Source organism: Taklimakanibacter albus, assembly GCF_016595235.1.
GTDB classification, from domain to species: Bacteria; Pseudomonadota; Alphaproteobacteria; order Rhizobiales; family Aestuariivirgaceae; genus Taklimakanibacter; species Taklimakanibacter albus.
The window spans coordinates 539,715-557,332 of record NZ_JAENHL010000008.1 but is presented as its reverse complement, the minus strand read 5'-3'; the positions used below and the strand labels follow the sequence as shown (position 1 = coordinate 557,332).

General features: G+C 64.3%; 18 protein-coding genes. 5 read left to right on the top strand and 13 right to left on the bottom strand.

Going from position 1 to position 17,618, the window contains the following annotated elements; translation table 11 throughout:
- Positions 1–55: 55 nt before the first annotated feature.
- Together JHL16_RS25525 and JHL16_RS25520 are read left to right on the top strand one after the other, a co-directional pair.
- Complete coding sequence (locus JHL16_RS25525) at positions 56–1,552, top strand: M81 family metallopeptidase (protein ID WP_200187719.1); 1,497 nt, start codon at positions 56–58, stop codon at positions 1,550–1,552.
- Between the two features lie 35 nt (positions 1,553–1,587).
- Entirely contained in the window at positions 1,588–2,823 is a 1,236-nt protein-coding gene (locus tag JHL16_RS25520) for a M24 family metallopeptidase (RefSeq protein WP_200187718.1), read from the top strand.
- Positions 2,824–2,832: 9 nt separating this feature from the next.
- Here the strand turns inward: JHL16_RS25520 and JHL16_RS25515 are convergent, their stop codons facing one another.
- The 10 genes from JHL16_RS25515 to JHL16_RS25470 form a co-directional block, all read right to left on the bottom strand.
- A complete protein-coding gene (locus JHL16_RS25515; RefSeq protein ID WP_200187717.1) occupies positions 2,833–4,059 on the bottom strand; it encodes a DUF1688 family protein in 1,227 nt (408 codons plus the stop codon).
- 10 nt (positions 4,060–4,069) lie between these two features.
- Positions 4,070–4,963 (bottom strand): PfkB family carbohydrate kinase, encoded by an 894-nt coding sequence (locus tag JHL16_RS25510; RefSeq protein ID WP_200187716.1) that lies wholly within the window; start codon positions 4,961–4,963, stop codon positions 4,070–4,072.
- A gap of 11 nt (positions 4,964–4,974) precedes the next feature.
- Complete coding sequence (locus JHL16_RS25505; protein WP_200187715.1) at positions 4,975–5,739, bottom strand: glutamine amidotransferase; 765 nt, start codon at positions 5,737–5,739, stop codon at positions 4,975–4,977.
- A gap of 13 nt (positions 5,740–5,752) precedes the next feature.
- A complete protein-coding gene (locus JHL16_RS25500; protein WP_200187714.1) occupies positions 5,753–6,814 on the bottom strand; it encodes a phosphotriesterase family protein in 1,062 nt (353 codons plus the stop codon).
- Between the two features lie 10 nt (positions 6,815–6,824).
- Complete coding sequence (locus JHL16_RS25495; RefSeq protein ID WP_200187713.1) at positions 6,825–7,829, bottom strand: ABC transporter permease; 1,005 nt, start codon at positions 7,827–7,829, stop codon at positions 6,825–6,827.
- A complete protein-coding gene (locus JHL16_RS25490) occupies positions 7,826–8,611 on the bottom strand; it encodes an ATP-binding cassette domain-containing protein (RefSeq protein WP_200187712.1) in 786 nt (261 codons plus the stop codon). The genes JHL16_RS25495 and JHL16_RS25490 overlap by 4 nt, the downstream gene beginning before the upstream one ends.
- On the bottom strand, positions 8,608–9,552 hold the full coding sequence (locus tag JHL16_RS25485) for an ABC transporter substrate-binding protein (protein ID WP_200187711.1): 945 nt from the start codon (positions 9,550–9,552) through the stop codon (positions 8,608–8,610). Before JHL16_RS25485 ends, JHL16_RS25490 begins: the two co-directional genes overlap by 4 nt.
- Positions 9,553–9,615: 63 nt before the next feature.
- Positions 9,616–10,650, bottom strand: coding sequence for a LacI family DNA-binding transcriptional regulator (locus JHL16_RS25480; RefSeq protein ID WP_200187710.1), 1,035 nt, complete (start codon positions 10,648–10,650; stop codon positions 9,616–9,618).
- 128 nt (positions 10,651–10,778) lie between these two features.
- Positions 10,779–11,594: a hypothetical protein gene (locus JHL16_RS25475; RefSeq protein WP_200187709.1), complete on the bottom strand. Its 816-nt coding sequence runs from the start codon at positions 11,592–11,594 to the stop codon at positions 10,779–10,781.
- Between the two features lie 10 nt (positions 11,595–11,604).
- Entirely contained in the window at positions 11,605–12,045 is a 441-nt protein-coding gene (locus JHL16_RS25470; RefSeq protein WP_200187708.1) for an abscisic acid-deficient protein Aba4 family protein, read from the bottom strand.
- 101 nt (positions 12,046–12,146) lie between these two features.
- Between JHL16_RS25470 and JHL16_RS25465 the strand changes: the two genes are divergently transcribed.
- Positions 12,147–12,749 carry a TetR/AcrR family transcriptional regulator gene (locus JHL16_RS25465; protein ID WP_200187707.1) on the top strand — a complete coding sequence of 201 codons (603 nt, stop codon included), beginning with the start codon at positions 12,147–12,149 and terminating at the stop codon, positions 12,747–12,749.
- Here the strand turns inward: JHL16_RS25465 and JHL16_RS25460 are convergent.
- Together JHL16_RS25460 and JHL16_RS25455 are read right to left on the bottom strand one after the other, a co-directional pair.
- Positions 12,746–13,075, bottom strand: coding sequence for an amidohydrolase family protein (locus tag JHL16_RS25460; RefSeq protein WP_200187706.1), 330 nt, complete (start codon positions 13,073–13,075; stop codon positions 12,746–12,748). The two genes, JHL16_RS25465 and JHL16_RS25460, sit on opposite strands and share 4 nt — an antisense overlap.
- Positions 13,072–13,905 (bottom strand): hypothetical protein, encoded by an 834-nt coding sequence (locus tag JHL16_RS25455; RefSeq protein WP_200187705.1) that lies wholly within the window; start codon positions 13,903–13,905, stop codon positions 13,072–13,074. The genes JHL16_RS25460 and JHL16_RS25455 overlap by 4 nt, the downstream gene beginning before the upstream one ends.
- A gap of 79 nt (positions 13,906–13,984) precedes the next feature.
- Between JHL16_RS25455 and JHL16_RS25450 the strand changes: the two genes are divergently transcribed.
- Complete coding sequence (locus JHL16_RS25450) at positions 13,985–14,746, top strand: SDR family NAD(P)-dependent oxidoreductase (RefSeq protein WP_200187704.1); 762 nt, start codon at positions 13,985–13,987, stop codon at positions 14,744–14,746.
- A gap of 4 nt (positions 14,747–14,750) precedes the next feature.
- Here JHL16_RS25450 and JHL16_RS25445 read toward each other — a convergent pair whose 3' ends face one another.
- Positions 14,751–16,238, bottom strand: coding sequence for a M81 family metallopeptidase (locus tag JHL16_RS25445; RefSeq protein ID WP_200187703.1), 1,488 nt, complete (start codon positions 16,236–16,238; stop codon positions 14,751–14,753).
- Positions 16,239–16,312: 74 nt separating this feature from the next.
- Between JHL16_RS25445 and JHL16_RS25440 the strand changes: the two genes are divergently transcribed.
- Positions 16,313–17,617 (top strand): type III PLP-dependent enzyme domain-containing protein, encoded by a 1,305-nt coding sequence (locus tag JHL16_RS25440; RefSeq protein ID WP_200187702.1) that lies wholly within the window; start codon positions 16,313–16,315, stop codon positions 17,615–17,617.
- Position 17,618 lies beyond the last annotated feature (1 nt).

Genomic DNA, 17,618 nt, shown 5'->3' with positions numbered 1-17,618 from the left:
CACCGGGCGGCGGTCACGGACGAATATTGCCCACTTGCAGGAAAGGAACTCCCTTATGCGCATCGTCGCGGCGCTCATGAAGCACGAGACCAATACGTTTTCGCCAGTGCCCACACCTTTGGCGCGTTTCGCGGTCGGTTCCGACCAGCCTTATGAAGGGCGCGCCGCCTATGACGCCTATAAGGGGACGGGCTCGGCGCTCGCCGCTTTTCTCGATCTCGCCGAGAAGGAGGGGGCCGAGATCGTGACGCCGATTGCCGCCAATGCCAATCCGAGCGGGCCGGTGGCCAAGGAGGCTTTCGAGCACATTGCCAATCGGATCTGCGCCGCGGTCAGCCAGGGCTGCGATGCGATCCTGCTCGACCTGCATGGCGCAATGGTCACCGAGACCAGCGAGGACGGCGAAGGGAGCCTGCTGGCGCGCCTGCGCCGGATCGCCCCGACGACCCCGATCGCTGTGGCGCTCGACATGCACACCAATCTCTTTCCGGCGATGGTCGACAATGCGACGGTGATCGCGGGCTACCAGACCTATCCTCATGTCGACCACTACGAAACCGGCCTGCGCGCCGGCCGCACGCTGCTGAAGGGCATCAAGGGCGAGATCACGCCGACCATGGCCTGGGGCAACCGGCCTATGCTGCCGCATGTGATGCGTCAGGGAACCGGCGATTCGCCCAACCGCGAGATCCAGGCGCGGGCCCGGCAGATGGAGGAATCGGGCGAGGCGCTCATCGCCACTGTTTTTACCGGCTTCCCGCATGCCGATGTCAGCAATGCCGGCCTGAGCGCGGTGGTGGTGACGGACAACGATCCGGCCAAGGCGCGGGCGCTGTGCGACGAGTTGCTCGACATGGCCTGGGCCGAGCGCCGGGCCTTCGTCTACCGGCTGGAAGCCCTTGAGGCCTCGCTTGAGCGCGCCGCAAAGCTCGCCGCCGAGCCCGGTGACGGACCGGTGATCCTGCTCGACCACTATGACAACTGCGCCTCGGGCGGCACGATGGACACGATCATGGTGCTGGACGGCATTCTCCGCGCCGGGCTCGACAATGTGGCGGTCTTCGCCATCTATGACGAGGCGGCGGTGAAGCAGGCGATCGCCGCCGGCATCGGTGCGACGGTGACGCTGAATCTCGGCGGCAAGGCCGATATGCCCTCCATCAACCGCAAGGGCAAGCCAATGACCGTCACCGGCAAGGTGAAGCTGATCAGCGACGGCAAATACCGCAATCGCGGTCCGATGGAGCGGGGCGTGCTTCACGATATGGGCAACACGGTCATCATCGACACGGGCAAGGTCGAGATCGTCGTCATTTCCCGCCAGGTCGAGCCTTTCGACATCGAGAGCCTGCTGTGCCTCGGCATCGATCCGTTGCGCAAACGTTTCGTGATGCTCAAGAGCCGCATCCACTATCGCGCCGGCTTCCAGAAGCTCGCCAAGGCGATCGTCGAATGTGCCGGTGTCGGGGTCTGCACCTCCGACTATTCGCAGCTGTCCTTCACCAAGGTGCGCCGGCCGATCTTTCCGCTCGAGCCCGAAACCGCCGCCTGATCGGACAGTCCCGCACTATAGGAGAGGAGACCCGAATGGGCATCAACCGCGATATCGCGCTTCATCAGATCACGCCGCCGCTCGAGCTCGGCTTCTCGCTCGGCGAATACCGGGATCGCCTTGTCCGCATCCGCCAGCGCATGGCCAAGGACAAGATCGATCTCCTCTATCTGACCGCGCCGGAAAGCCTATGTTATGTCAGCGGCTATCAGGCGGAATGGTACCAGGCGCAGAGCCCCAAGGCCTGGCCGCCGACCAGCGGCATAGCGGTCCATGTCGATCATGACGACTTCATCATGTTCGACACGCTGAGCGAGCAGGTGATGATCCGATACGTCACCGTGGCGCGCGACACGCGGATTTTCCCTATGCACCAGCGCCGCGACGGCACGCCTTTCATCATCGAGGAGTTGCGGGCGGCGGGCTGGCTCACCGGCAGCGTCGGACTCGAATTCCATTCCTATCGCCCCAATCCGGCCGTCAGCCGCCGCTTCGTCCAGGCCTTCGAGAATGCCGGACTGAAGGTGATGGATGGCAGCGACATCCTGCGCGAGGTGCGCTGGCTGAAGTCGCCGCAGGAAATGGCCTGTATCGCGCAGGCCGCGCATTTCGCCGATGTCGGCCACAAGGCGGCTCGCGCCGCGATTAGACCGGGTGTCACCGAGCTCGAGGTCTATGGCGAGATCATCCGGGCGATGGCGGCGGCGGGCAGCGAGAATCCAGGGATAACCCAGCCTGTGGCCTCCGGTCCCAAGGCCAATTGCAACCATCCGCTCGCCTCGCGCAAGAAGATCATGCCGGGCGAGCAGGTGAATGTCGATCTGAGCGGGGTCTATCACCGCTATCACGCCAACATCGGGCGCACCTATTATGTGGGCGAGCCGCCACGCGAAGTCCTCCAGGCCTTCGACAAATCTGCGAAATCCATGGCCATCTGCCGCGACCTCCTGAGGCCCAACCTGCCGATCATGGAACTGACCCGGACCTTGAAGGCATATTACGAGGAATGCGGCCTGTGGGGCGAGCAGTCATGGATTGGCGGTTACGAGATGGGCATCGCCTTTCCGCCCGACTGGGTCGGTAACTTCGTCTATGAATATGAGGTCGAGACCGACGCTGTCTTCAGCCCGGGCACCGCGGTGAATTTCGAAAGCATCTTCTTCCTGCCGCGCATGTCGGGACTGAGCTGCATTATCGACACGCTGGCCTTCCATACCGACGGCGCCGCCATGCTGTCGGCGATACCGCATGACCTCGCCGTCATCGTCTGATCGGAGTCATCAGAACGTCGTGCCGTCGCTCACGATATTGAGCGGCGGCGATCCATCGGAGCGCTTCTCGCGCGCGATGCGCCGTCCCGCCGCCCAGCTGCCGCCCTCCAGCATCGAGGCGATCGGGAAACGGTCGGCGCTGATGCCGAGCTCGTCGCGCACCGGCGACAGAAGCCGGTCGAGCAGAGCAATGGTCAAGGCGCGCCATTCGACGATCAGGGCCGAGCTCACTTCCTGCGGCTTGACGGCCTCAGCCGGATGCTTGAGGCGCAGCATCTCCGTGTCGATGAAGAGGCCGCCATTGCGGTATTCGGCGAGGCCGGTGAGCCCGTCGATGGCGCCGACCTTCAGACCGCGCACGATCAAAGGCTCGATCAGCGAATAGGTCAGCCACTGCGACAGCTTATGGAAAGGAACGAGGCCTGACAGCGCATCTCCCGGTTTCTGCCAGCGCTCATAGCGCCAGGTGTCGCCGAGCGGCGTCGCGCCGAGCGTTAGCCGGCTCGGCCAGATGCCGCCCAGCGTATCGAGGAGGCAGCGCAGGATCTGCGCCGCCTCGATCCGTCCCGCCACTGATCTGCCGGCGAGACTGTCGGCAATGCCCCCCGGTCGCGGCGCATCGCTGATGGCGAAATGAGAGGTCTGGGCCTGGCAGGCCTCGCCCAGACGGTTGAGCAGGGCGACCCGGCCCTCGACGCCGGCCAGCGGATTGTCGGCACTGACCTGGAAAGCCTTTTCGAGATCGGCCTTGCTGAAGCGTTTGAGGCGCTCGGCGTCGGCGCGCCAGGGATCTTTGGGATCGTTCGAAAGTGCGCCGCTGGCCACGAGGTCGAAGCTCGCGACGCCCAATCCCTCGGAGGAGGAGAAGCGTTTTCCGGTGCTGGGCTCGGTGTAGGACCAGCGCCCGCCGCTGCCGGCGTCGAGCAGCACCGAGACGATGGCGAGATCGAGCGCGGCGCGGGCTTGCGCTTCTTTGCTGGGCCAAGCACGTTGCGCCAGAACCTGCTTCCAGCGGTCGATGCCGCCCGCCTCGAAATGCCGCCAGCGCGAATGGAAAGGCACCGACAGCGACGGGTAATTCTCACGCGTCACTTGCGCAACGAAGCGCGCGGTCTTCGGCAACTGGTCGAGATCGACGGACCAGTGCGCGAGCTTGCCCGCGAGCCCGTCCGCCAGCGTGCGCTGCGCCGCCTCGCGCACCGCTGTGGAAGAGAGAAGGGGAGAAGCATCGGTCATGATCGGTCTTTCAAACTGAGAGGGAAATCAAATCTTGGCGGAAGCCCGCCAGCGCGGCTTCGGTCGGGAAGGCGGAGAGCGTGCCGTGCCGTGTCGCCTTGTCGCTCGCGGCTTTGACACCCAGCTGCGCGGCACGTGCGGCATCGCCGGATATGAGCCATTCGGCGATGAACGTACCGGCGAAGACGTCTCCGGCGCCGCCCGCCGCGATGGCCGCGACTTGTGGGGCGGGTACTGCCACATCGGCTTGCCCGGGACGCTCGAGCCGGCAGCCCTTGGCGCCGAGCGTGATGACGGTGAGCTTCTTGCCGGTGCGGCCGTCGAGCGCCTCCGCCTCCACCTGATTGGCGATGACGATATCGGCTTCCGGCAGATCGCCGAACCAGGGCTGAAGCGGTGACGGATTGAAGGCGATCACGACACCGGCTTGCCGGGCGAGAGCCATCGCTTGAACCGTCGTGTCATGCCGCAGATTGCCCTGCAGCAGCAGAAGCGCTGCTCGGTCCAAGGCCGCCTTCAATCGGACGTCAGCCTCGGCAGGAGTCAGAGACTCGGCCTGGAGTGTATTGCTGACGATGACATTTTCGCCTTGGGCATCGAGAAGGAGAATCGAGTCGTCGCTCGCCCCTTCATGCTGGATGAGACCGCTTTCGGTCATGCCCTCGGTGCTAAGGGCAGCGCGGATTCTTTCGGCTGTCGTATCCTGGCCAATGGCGGCGATGAGATGGACTTCCGCACCCGCGCGTTCGGCGGCAATGGCCTGGTTGAGGCCTTTGCCGCCGAGATCGGTGACCACCCGTCGCGCATTGATCGTCTCGCCGGGTTTGGGCAGCCTGTCCAGATGATAGGTCACATCGAGACAGGCATTGCCGATCACCACGAGACGCGGACGATCCTTGCGCATGGGCACGGGCGTTATTTGCTGGTGAGCCAGGCCAGCGACTGGCGCCACAATTTGGCGTAGCCCGGCCAGTTCACGAAGTCGTTCGTCAGCCAGTGCGGGCCGATATCGGAGGTCCAGGCCATGGTGCGGCCTTTGCCGAACGAGCCGGTGACGAGCAGCGGATGGCCGCCCTGATCCTCGGGCAGACGGGCGATGATTTCCGAGCCCTTCTTGACCTCGACCTCATTGATGCCGAGCAGCGCCGGCCACGGGCCTTTGAGACCCGCGACGATCGGATGATCGGGCTTCAGCACTTCGGCGACGATGCCTTCCGGCGCCTCGACACGATCGTCATAGGGAAGACAGGTCACGGGCAGCGCTTCTTCGACCGGCGTGCGGCGCCAGCGGGCGCGGCCATCGATGCCCTGGAAGGAGAAATAGCCGCCGATCATCATGAGACCGCCGCCCTGCTGGGTCCAGTCGCGCAGGAGCTTCAGGCGGTTCGGCACCGTCTTGCCATGCAGCCACACATCGGGCGGCAGCAGCAAAGTGTTGGCGCCGATATCGGAGATGATGATGGCTTCGTATTTGGCGAGGCCGTCCATCGTGAAGGGCAGGCCTTCCGCCGCCTCATGCGCCGGCATGTAGGTGAGGTTGAACTCGCTGTCCTTGAGCGCCTTGACCAGCGGCTCGGCGCCGAGATGGAAGGTCACGCTCGAAAACGTATCCCAGCCTTTGTAATGGTTCGCCGAGCTCACCCAGCTTTCGCCGACGAGCAGCACATTCTTCTTGGTCATTGCAGTCTCCTTTTTATGCGGCGGCGAAAACGCGCCTTGGATTGTCGATAAGCATGGTTGAAATCTGTTTGTCGCTGACGCCGTGACGCTTCAGGCGCTCGGCGAAATGGGTCACGACATAGGCATAGCCGAAGCCGCCATAATGGCTGAGCATCATCTTGAGGAACACATCCTGCGACAGTAGGATCTTCTCGAGGTGGCCCAGATCGATCAGCCGCTTGATGGCGCGGGCATTGTCCTCGTCCGACGGGCATTGCACCTGCTGGTCGGCATACCAGTAGTCCATGCCGATCATGTCATATTCGATGAAGGCGCCACGCCTGGCGCAGGCGACTTGATAATCGACATCCTCGCCGGACGGATTCATGTGGCAAAGGATCGTATGGTTGAGATCGCCGCCTTCCTCCGCGACAATGTCGAGCACCTTGCCGCCATGGCGGTACCAGGCAGGGAGATGCACCATGATCGGCAGCCTGGTGCGCGCCTGGGCTTGTGCCGCGCCGCGCAGCGACTTCTCCTCATCCGCGGTGAAATCGCCCGAGACGCCGATCTCGCCGATGAGGCCGATCTTGGCATCGCTGCCATCGACACCTTCGAGCGCGTCGCGCACGATCTCGTCCGCCACGTCCTTCTTGCTCATGCCTTTGAGCACGGGGGGATGCGAGGCCTGCAGATAATAGCCCGAGCCCATCACGATATGGAGGCCGGAGCCGGCCGCGATCTCGCGCAGCTTGCTTGGATTGCGGCCGATGCCACGGCAGGTCGGATCGACCACCGTGCGTCCGCCCGCTTTCCGGAACGGCGCCAGCTCGGCGATGGTGAGCCGATGATCGTCGAGCCCGCAATTATGCAGATTGACGAAGGGATCCATCCTGAGCTCGCCGATGATGCCGGCATGGACGGGTGAGGTGCCGAGATGCGCGCGCTCCGGCTCCTTGGGTGGGTTCCACCAGCAGCGGCAATCATTGAGGAGATGCTCGTGCATCAGGGTCACGCCCATCTCCGCCGCCTTGATGGGTCCGTTTACCGTCATCACCAGGCCGGAGCCGGTATGGGCTTGCGAAAGTTCCGTCATGGTCCTTGCCTCAAGTCTTGCGGCGCGCGCCGCTGGCGAGGCGCGAGAAGACCCGCGCATTGAGCCACACGGCGAGCAGGATGATCGAGCCGGTCACGATCTGGGTGAAGAAGGGCGACACATGCGAGAGGATCAGCCCGTTGCCGATCACGCCGATGGTGAGGGCGCCCAGCACGGTGCCGGCGATCGAGCCGCGCCCGCCCATCAGCGACGTGCCGCCCAGCACCACGGCGGCGATCACCTCGAGCTCGAAGCCGACGGCCGCATTCGAGCTGCCCGAACCAAGCCGCGCCGCGATGATGATGCCGGCGAGCGCCGAAGCGAGGCCGGTCAGCACATAGACCCAGAGCAGGATCTGCTTGGTCGAGATGCCGGAACGGCGTGCCGCTTCCTGATTGGCGCCGATGGCGGTGACATAACGCCCGAAGCGCGTGCCCCAGAAGGTAAGGAAGCCCGCCGCCACGATGAGGAAGGCGATCCAGGTCGGCACCGGCACGCCCAGAAGCCATTCGCGTCCGATGGCGACAAAGCCGAGATCGGTGGAGATCGGGATCGAAAAGCCTTCGGTCATGAGAAGCGCGATGCCGCGCAGCGCCGAGAGCCCGGCCAAGGTGACGATAAAGGCCTGGATGCCCTGATAGGCGATGAACCAGCCTTGGATCGCGCCGATGGCGGCGCCGAGCAGCAGGAGCCCGATCACCGCGATGGGCCAGGGGAGCCCCATCTGCAGGACGATGGCGGCCGATGCGTTGATGAGGGCCACCACCGAGCCGACCGACAGGTCGATGCCGCCGGTGGTGATGACGAAGGTCATGGCGACGGCGACGATCAGGATCGGCGCGATCTGGCGCACCAGGTTGAGAATATTGCCGGTCGACAGGAAGACCGGGCTGGCGATCGAGAAGATCACCACCATGATCAGGAAGAAGCCGGCGATCGACAGAAGCTGCGCATGGGCGGCGAGCAGGTCGGCGAGGCGCGAGCCTTGCGGGCGCGAGGTATAGGCGCTGGTCATGCGTGACCTCCCATCCCATGGCCCTTGCCGACGATCAGGCTGACCAGATCGGTGAGGTCGGTGTCGGCGATCTTGCGCTCGGCCACTTTCAGTCCTTCATACATGACGGTGATGCGGTCGCAGACATTGAACAGGTCCTGCAGGCGATGGGTGATCAGCACCACGGTGACGCCCTTGGCCTTGACCCGGTTGATGAGATCGAGGACGGCCTCGACTTCCTTCACCGCCAGCGCCGAGGTCGGCTCGTCCATGATGAGGACTTGCGGGTCGAAGGCGGCGGCGCGTGCGATGGCGATCGACTGGCGCTGGCCGCCCGACAATTGCGCGACGAGCGCATCGAGATTGGGGATCTTGATCTCGAGCCGCTCGAGCATGGCGCGCGCCCCGTCGCGCATCGCCTTGCGGTCGAGGAAAATTCCGTTCATCGGCTCGCGGCCGAGATAGAGATTGCCGGCGACATCGATCGTGTCGCAGAGCGAAAGATCCTGATAGACCATCTCGATATGGTGCTTGCGCGCATCCGCCGGGGTGGCGAAGCGCACCGGCTCACCATTGATCGAGATCGTGCCTTCATCGGGCACATAGGTGCCGGAAATGATTTTGGTCAGTGTCGACTTGCCGGCGGCATTATCGCCGACGAGGCCGACGCATTCACCCGGGTAAAGGGCGAGGTCGACACCGCGGATCGCTTCGACGCTGCCGAAGCGTTTCTTGATGCCGCTGAGCGCGATGCGGGGAATGGGAGCGGCCGCGGCCGCTCCCTGTGTTTGATTGGCGTTCATTTGAAGACGGCGCGATAGGGCTCGACATTGTCCTTGGTGACGATGGTGATCGGCACCGGAATGGTGGCCGGCACCGTATCGCCCTTGGTGATCTTCACCAGTGCATCGACGGCGGCGGCACCCATGCCGGCTGGATCCTGCTGCACCACGCCGACCACATAACCGGCATCGATGCCCTTGATCGCCTGCGCCGTCAGATCCCAGCCGAACACCTTGATCTGGTCCTGCTTGCCCTGGCTCTCGACCGCGGCGACGGCGCCGAGAAGTGCCGGCTCACCCGTCGCATAGATGGCGTTGAGATCGGGATTGGCGGTGATCAGGCTTTCGGCGGCGGAGAGGGCCGAGTCCTGCACGTTGCGGCCGTCGACCACACCGGCATTGGCGACACCGGCATTGGTCTTCACCACATCCTCGAAACCCTTCTGACGGATATTCTGGATGGTGGAGTTGAGCGCGCCGACGATGCCGAGCTTGGCTTTGCCGCCCATGCTGTCGGTCACATATTTGTTGAAGAACTCGCCCATCGCTTTGCCGGCGCCTTCATTGTCGACGCCGATCTGCGCCTTCTGCGGACCGGCCGGCAACACCGCGTCGACGGCGGTGACCGGAATGCCCGCCGTGGCGGCGGCATTGACCGCCGGCATGATGCCGTTGGTGTCGATGGCGACGACGACGATGCCGTCTACCTTCTGCTGGATATAGGTCTCGATGGCGTTGTTCTGCGCCGCCGGGTCGTTATTGGCGTTGAAGATCACCAGCTTTACACCGGCCGCGTCGGCGGCCTTCTGGGCGCCTTCATTCATCTGCGTGAAGAACAGCGCCTGCTGGTTGATCTGCACCAGTGCGATGGTCTTTTCCTGGGCCTGGGCGGTGCCGATCGACAGCGCCAAAGCGGCGCCGGCAGCCGACAGCATGATTTTTCTGCGAGTTATGCTCATCATACTTACTCTCCCTGTGATCGCGGCATGGGCGACGGCCCATGCTCGTCGATGGCTGTGCGGGCGTTAACCCGAAACTTTATTCTTCAGAGGCGCGGCGACCGAGCCGCGCGCCACCAGTTGCACCGGCAGCCTGGTCGGCGTGCCGTCGAATTTTTCTCCATTGATCATGGCGATGAGGCGCAGGGCGCCGAGCCGGCCGAGATCGTCGATCGGCTGCGCGATCGAGGTGAGTGGCGGCCCGAACAGATCGTTGATCGGCATACCGTCGAAGCCGACGAGCGAGATATCGTGTGGAATACTGACGCCCTTGCGGCGCGCCGTGGTCATGACGCCCAAGGCGACCGCGTCGCTGCCCGCGAAGATCGCGGTGGGCAGCGGATCGAGCGCGAAAAGCTGCTCGGCGTCGCGGGTGGCGGGCTCGACTTCATATTCGGTGCGGATATGCCAGGCGGGATCGGGCGTGATGCCGGCTTCCGTCATGGCGCGGCGCCAGCCTTGCGCGCGCTCGATGGCGCTCATCACGCCTTTGGGGCCGCCGATATGGGCGATGCGGCGATGGCCATGAGCAAGGAGATGTTTGGTCGCTTCATAGCCGCCGGTCTCGTTCTCGACGAAGAAACGCGGTGCGCTGTCGCCGCCCACGACATCCTCGTCGATGATGACGACGCGGCCCGGCATGGAACGGATTCGTTCGGCGAGGCGGCCGTCGTCTTCGTGATTGGTGATGAGCAGGAGCCCGTCGATATAACCCGCCCGCAGGCGGTCGAAGCAGGCGAGCTCGCGCTCGATGCGGTTGCGCGATGACCAGATCATCACATCATGGCCGGAGGCGACGGCCACACGTTCAGCTTCCCCAGCGAGAAGGGCGAAGAAGGCGTTGGAGATGTCCGGCACCACGATGCCGATCGCCTCGGCCTTGCCTTTGGAGAGGCGGCGGGCCTGGGCATGCGGCTGGTAGTCGAGCTCGCGGACAGCGGTGCGGATGCGCTCACCGGTCGTCTCCGGCAATTCGAGCCCGCCATTCAGCCAGCGCGAGACGGCGGTGGGCGAAACCTTCGCCCGCTTTGCGACATCTCCGATCGTGGCCTTCCTGGTCATCTGCAGACAGCTCTTTGTAAAGCGCTTTAGTAAAGCGTGTTACAAAACCGTCAGATCGTCAAGAGGCCCGTTGAAATTTATCGACGGGAAGTCTCAAAGCCGATGTGAATCAGGGTCTTAAGTGGCCCTCAGAATGCGATGAACGGCCTGCCGGCAAGCGCCTGGAAGAAGGTAAGGGCGGTGAGTCCTGTCCAGATGACCGCGCCAAGCGCGATAAGTCCGCGGGCCTGCAGCGGAGGAAAGTCGCGAAACAGGAAGCCGAGGACCGGCAGGGCCTGCATGATGTGAAGCCCGAAGAAATGCCCGACCCTGAGATCGCCGCCGGTGGTCGACCAGTGGAAAAAGGGGAGACCTGTCGCATCGGTCTGATCGCCGCCGACCCAATGTCCGGTCTGGCTGCTGACATAGGCGCCGGTCACGAAGGCGAGCAGGCCGGCGAGCATGAAGCCCAGTGCCGTCGCGAAAGTGAGGGGCGAGGGCGGCGATTTCTTCAGAATGCGCCAGCCCAGAAAGCTCGTCAGCGCCGCGAGGGTTACGGCGCCCGCGCCCATCAGCATGTAGAAAACCGTGGCGACCATCGTCGTCTGATTGAAGTGGGACGCTTCACCGCGCGATGCCCTGAAGGCGATATAGATCAGCTCGCCGATTGCGGCGGCGACAATGATGAGGCTCGATATCCGGATCGCGGGTGCCCGTCGCTCCTGCGCCGGAAGCAAAGCGAGGCCCCAGGCGAGCGTCGCCAGCTGAAGACTCAAGGAGAGGAAGAACTTCGCCGGTTTCTCCCACACGCTGACGCCGTTGAAGAGACGATCGTCGATGAAGGTGCCGGCATAAAGGAGAACGAAGAAAGCCAGGAAGACGAGAGCGGTGCGCCAGAGGAGCGGTGAGCCGTTGCTGCCCAGCTGCGAGACGCGTGGCAGAGCGATCGAGGCGGATATGGCCATGACGGATCCCTTACGCAGTTGCCGTGGACCGGGATTTGCGCGCCAGCGCACGCAACATTTCGAAGGCGAGCCAGCCGACAGGCCCGAACAGGAAAGTCAGCGGCAGGATGGGGATGAGAGCAAGGCGCGGCAATCCTTCGTCAAAGGTCCGGCGCGCGATGATCGCCCCGATCGCGAGGTCGAAGGCGAGGTAATGTATCCAGCCGGCGAGCAGCAGCCAGGGATTGGCGAACAGGCGGGCAACATTGTCGAGGCTGTCGAAGCCGCCGGCGGAACCCGCCCAGAAGAGGGTGATGAGCCCGGCATAGGCCGCGGCGAGGAGCGCGGGAACGATCCGCCCGGCAACGAGATCGCGCAGCAGCGCATTATTTAAGGCGACGCCGGCCGCCAGGAGGATCCATCCGGCCATGGCGGTGAAACTCGCCAGCGAGAACATCCATTCGGGCGTCATGTCCGGCTCCTATCTTGACAGTGGCAAGATTAGAAGCTGATATCTTGTCACTGTCAAGACTGATTTTGACAGTGCCTGGATCGCAAGGTAGGAAGGTCCGCATGGCGGTGCGCAAGCAATCCAAGACCTATCACCATGGCGATCTGCGCGAGGCCCTCGTCCTGGCGGCAATCGAGCTTCTGAAAGAGAAGGGACTGTCGAGCTTCACCTTGCGCGAATGCGCCAGGCGCGCCGGCGTGTCGCATGCGGCACCCGCCCATCATTTCGCGAGCGCCGCCGACCTCCTCGCCGAGATCGCGGCGCGCGGCTTCGAACGCTTCGTCGCGGCGCTGGGCGAGGCGGCGGATGAAACGGAGGGGACTGCCATGGCGCGCCTCGCCGCGATGGGACGCGCCTATGTCGCCTTCGCGCTCGCTAATCCGGCCGTCTATGGCCTCATGTTCCGCGGCGGCGCCAATCCCTTGCAGTCGCCGCGTCTTAAGACGGCGGCGACGGCAGCCTGGCAGCAATTGAGTGATGCCGTGGCCGCGGTGCTCGGGCCGAAGCGCAAGGATGAAGTCAACGCCAAGGCGGCCGCCGTCTGGGCGCTGGTCCATGGCACGGCGACGCTCATGCTCGACTGCAAGCTGCCGCTAGGCCCCGCCCGTTCATCGGATCCGGTCGCGCAGATTCTGTCGTCGCTGCCGGGGCTCTTAAGGCCTTAGCTCGAGAGAGTACCGTCCACATAAGTGGCCTTGACCTGCAAGGTCGAGCGGTCAAGCAGAATGAAGTCGGCGCGTTTGCCGGCCGCGATGCTGCCGATCTCGGCCTCCATGCCCAGCACGCGGGCGGGAACGAGGCTCGTCGCCTGCGCCATCCGCACGAGATCCTGGCCGGAATAGACGAGATAATTGCGCATCGCCTCATCGGAGGTGAGCGATGAGCCGCACAGGCCGCCATTCTCGTCCCTGACCGCCTTGCCGGGCGCGCTCATCACCCGGTAGCCGGGATAGAACTCGAACGCCATGCCGGGGGTTCCGGCATATTTCATGGCATCGGTCTCGAGGAACACGCGCTCGCGCGGCAGCTGCCCAGAAGCTTGATCAATTGCGGATCGACATGGATGCCGTCGCAGATGAGGCCGAGCGCCAGGTCCTTCTCGGCGAGGAGCGCATCGGTGAGCGATACGACATGGACACCCATCGTGCCGGGCGGCTCGGTCGGCATGACATTGTACATATGCGTCACGGCGTCGATGCCCCAGGACACGTAACGCGGGATGTCTGAGGCCTTGGCCCGGCTGTGACCGAGATGGATCGATACGCCGGCCTGTTTGAGGTGCGCGATGAATTCTTCCGCGCCCGGGCGTTCGGGCGCCAGCGTGACCGCCTTGAGCCGGCCATCCGTGGCCGCGAGCATGCGCTCGGCGAGAGCGAGGCTCGGCGCCACGATATTTTCAGGATTATGCGCGCCGGGTGAGCCGAAGCAGGGACCTTCGCTGTGAACGCCGAGCGCCTTGGCGCCTTTGGCTTCCTCACATTGCGCCGCGAGACGGCTCAACACCCCTTCCATCTGGCTGGGCGGCAGGCAGCTGATCGAGGGCAGGAAGCCGGTGACGCCATGGCGCGCCAGCATCAGGGAGTTCTCAGCGACGGCGCCTGGCGTGGTGTCATTATAGAGATGCTGGCCGAAGCCATGCTGCAGGAGATCGATCATGCCGGGATAGAGGACGGCGCGTTTGCCGTCGACCGGCTCCCAATTGTCGCCGATAGGTGCGTCGCGGGCGACGAGGCCGGCGAAACGGTCGCCATCGATCAGGAGGTCGCTCGCACTATGTGCCTCAGGCCCGACCACCGTCACATTCGACCATCTCTTCTTCATCTCGGCGGCTCCCACGTGGCGCGTCGCATCTGATCTTGCTATCAAGGCGTAAGATAAAATAGCGGTTGGGGGAAGCTTGATGACGATGCCTTGCATTTGCGTGACCGGATCTACCCATGGCATTGGCTTAGCCATTGCCGAGGCCTTCGCCCGGCGCGGCGCCCGTCTCGTCATCAATTCCCATCTGCCGGACAATGGGGCGCTGGCGCGCCTGTCGGCGCTCACCGAATGCCATTTCGTCCAGGCCGATCTGTCCACCCCGGGCGGCGCCCGCAATCTGATCGATGCGGCGCATCGCAAGCTCGGCCGGCTCGACACGCTGGTCAACAATGCCGGCACCTTTCTCGATGTGCCCTTCGACAAGCTGACCGAGGAGATCTTCGACCGCACCTTCAATCTGAATGTGAAGGCCTATCTCTTCGCCGCGCAGGCCTTTGTGCAAAAGCTCACCCCCGGCCAGCAGGGCGCCAGCATCATCTGCACCGGCTCGACCAATTCGGTGAGCGCCGAGCCTGGCAGCGTTGTTTATGATGCGTCCAAGGGCGCGGTTCTCATGCTCATCAAGTCCTTGGCGGTGTCGCTGGCGCCGCGGGGCGTACGGGTCAACGGCATCGCTCCCGGCATCATCGAGACGCCGCTCACCCTTCCAGGGCTCGAGCGGCCGGGCACCCGCGCGATGCTCGACGGCAAGATACCATTGGGCCGCGTCGGCCAGCCCGCCGATGTCGGCGAGGCGGTGGTGTTCCTAGCTTCAGATGCGGCGCGCTACATCACCGGCCATATGCTGGTCATCGACGGCGGCATATTGGCGATCCAGAACAGTTGGTCGCCGCCGGACTGATCTTTCAGATCGGGTCGAGTGGAAACACCGGGCGGCGCAGCCTGCGATAGGGAAATGTGCCGAGCACGCTGCTGCACGGGCCGGGCGTCGCCACCGTATAGCTGCCTTGCGCGATCGGGTCGTAGGCGCGCCGATGCGCCACCGCCGCTTTGACGCCGATGGCGAAGAGCTTTTCCGGGACGATGCCTTGCGAGCGCAATTGGCCGAGATCGAAAGGCGGCGTCTTGCGGCTCGTGAGAAGCACGGTCACACCGTCGATGCGCACCACCGCCGAAGGCCCCATGCTGAAATGGATGCCTTGCGAGGCGGCGAGATGGCTGTTGCGGTCCTCGAGCGTGAATTGACCGTCGCTCCGGCTCACCAGAACGGCGTCGGCCGTAACGGGTCCGGCGCCGAGGCGGCTGCCTTTGCCACCGATGCTGAGGCGGCGTGTGTCGCCAATCCCTGCGCTGGCGAGCGCCGCCACGGCCTCGGCATCGGCGATCGCCACCGCTGCATTCGTGAAGCCATGGGCGAGGAAGCCGCGCAGCACCGCCGTGTCGTCGCCGGGCGCGCCGCCGCCGATATTGTCGGCGGGCTCGACGATGAGATAGGGCCCGCCGGATTTGCCCTTGATCTCGCGCAGTGCGGCATCGAGCTCCCATTCCTGCGGTTGTCCGAAGTGCCGCAGCTCGATCGCCAGTTGCTCGAGCCGGTCGAGCGCCGCTTCGGCCTTGGCCGCCGGTCCCGTGGTGACCAGCGAGAAGGCGACGCCCGCTTCCGGCACGTCGGAGAAGGAATAGCCGCCGATCACATTCGCGACCCAGATGTCCGGATCCTCCGCCTCGATCCGCCGCGCCAGCGCCTCGAGATCACGCATCGGCCGGTCCGCCGTGCCGGTGCCGGTCGGCGCCCACAGGATCGGCGCATGGCGCGCGCGCATTTGGGGCTGTCGCTTCTCAGCGAGACTGCGCGCCAGCAGCTCGGCCGAGCGCACCGCCGCATCGCGCGCATCGACATGCGGATTTTCGCGATAGGCGACGAGGCCATTGGCATAACGCACCATGGCGGCTGTAAAATTGGCATGGAGATCGAAGACGGCGAAGACCGGCAGATGTTCGGCGCCCTTTATGCCGCGCAGGCGGGAGAGAAGCTCGCCTTCGGGATCGAGGCACTCGGTCGTCACCATGGCGCCATGCAAGGCGAGCCATATGCCGTCGAGGCCTTGAGCGAGGCCCGCTTCGAGTGTCTTTGTGAGATCGGCCCAGAAGGCCTCGAACACCTCATGCGCCACGATGCCGGAGGGGAGTGCGGTGTAATCCGCCGCCGGCACAACTTCCCATCCTTCCCGCTCGGCGACGTCGAGGAAGCCATCGACCGTCGATCCATCGCCGCGCCGCGCCAGGACGTCATCGCCGGTGCGGACGGCGAAATCGGCCATGCTTGTGACGTCTTCGGTGAAGCTATGCGTCTCGTGGAAGAGGCCGGCGAGGAGGATGCGTCGCTTTCTCATTCTGTCCCACTTACAACTTTGCGGCCTCTCACTCTATGATCTAGATGAGGAAGAACAAGAGGAACGGAGCTCCCATGACCCTGATCCCCCGTCTCGATATGGCCGCACTCGACATTTTGCCGCTCGACCCTTCAACCAAGGGCCTGCCTTATGAGGCGGCGGCTCTGACCGTTGGGGACGTCGGCAGGAAGGGCTGGAATCTCTTGAAGGGCGATGTGCCTTTGCCGGCGGCCGTTATCCGCGACGACATCCTGACCGCCAACAGCAAATGGATGAGCGCCTTCATCGAAACCAACGGCCTGTTCCTGGCGCCGCATGGCAAGACGACCATGGCGCCCTATCTCTTCGATCTGCAGGTCGCCGACGGGTCCTGGGCGATCACCACCGCTACCTTGCAGCAAGTCGAGGTCTGCCGCCGCTTCGGCGTCAAACGTGTGCTGCTCGCCAATCAGCCGGTCGGGCGCCAGGCGGTCGATGCCTGTTTCACCATGCTGCGGGCGGATCGGGATTTCGAGCTCTATTGCCTCGCCGACGGTCCTGCCGGCCTCGCTTTGCTGGCCGATGGCGCGCGCCGTCTGCCGCCGCCCGCCTCCAATCCGCTGCGTGTCCTGGTCGAGATCGGTTTCACCGGCGGCCGCACGGGGGCCCGCACGCGCGATGAAGCTCTTGCAGTGGCCCGCAGCATCGTCGCGACGCCGGGCCTCAAGCTCGCCGGCTTCGAATGTTTCGAAGGTCTGCTGCCGACGCCTGAGGCCGCCGACAAACTCATCGACGATGTCGTGGTTCTGGCCGAGCTCGCCGCCAAGGAAGGATTGTTCGCGAAGGACCAGCCGATCATCGTCAGCGCCGGCGGCTCGGCCTTTTTCGATCGCGCCGGCGAACGTTTCAACAAGCTGGCTCTGTCCGCGCCTGTCCTCAGAGTTCTACGCGCCGGTTGCTATCTCACTCATGACAGCATCGGCTACACCGCCTCGTTCCGTCGCATCCAGAAGGAGACGAGCCTGAAGCTGCCGCCGGGTGGGCTCGTCGCCGCGCTGGAAGTCTGGGCCTATGTCCAATCGCGGCCGGAGAATATACGCGCCATCGTCGGCCTCGGCCGTCGCGATGTCGGCTCTGATTCCGGCATGCCGGTGCCGGTGCGTTGGTATCGCCCGGGATCCGCCATGACCGCGCCCGAGGACATGCCGAAAGGCCATGAGGTCGTCGGTCTCAACGATCAGCACTGCCATGTGAGCCTGCCGGCCGACAGCCCGTTGCAAGTGGGTGACATGGTGTCCTTCGGCATCGGCCATCCCTGCACGACCTTTGACAAATGGTCGATGCTGCTCCTGGTCGACAAGGATTATCGCGTGACCAAGGCGCTGAAGACTTTCTTCTGAA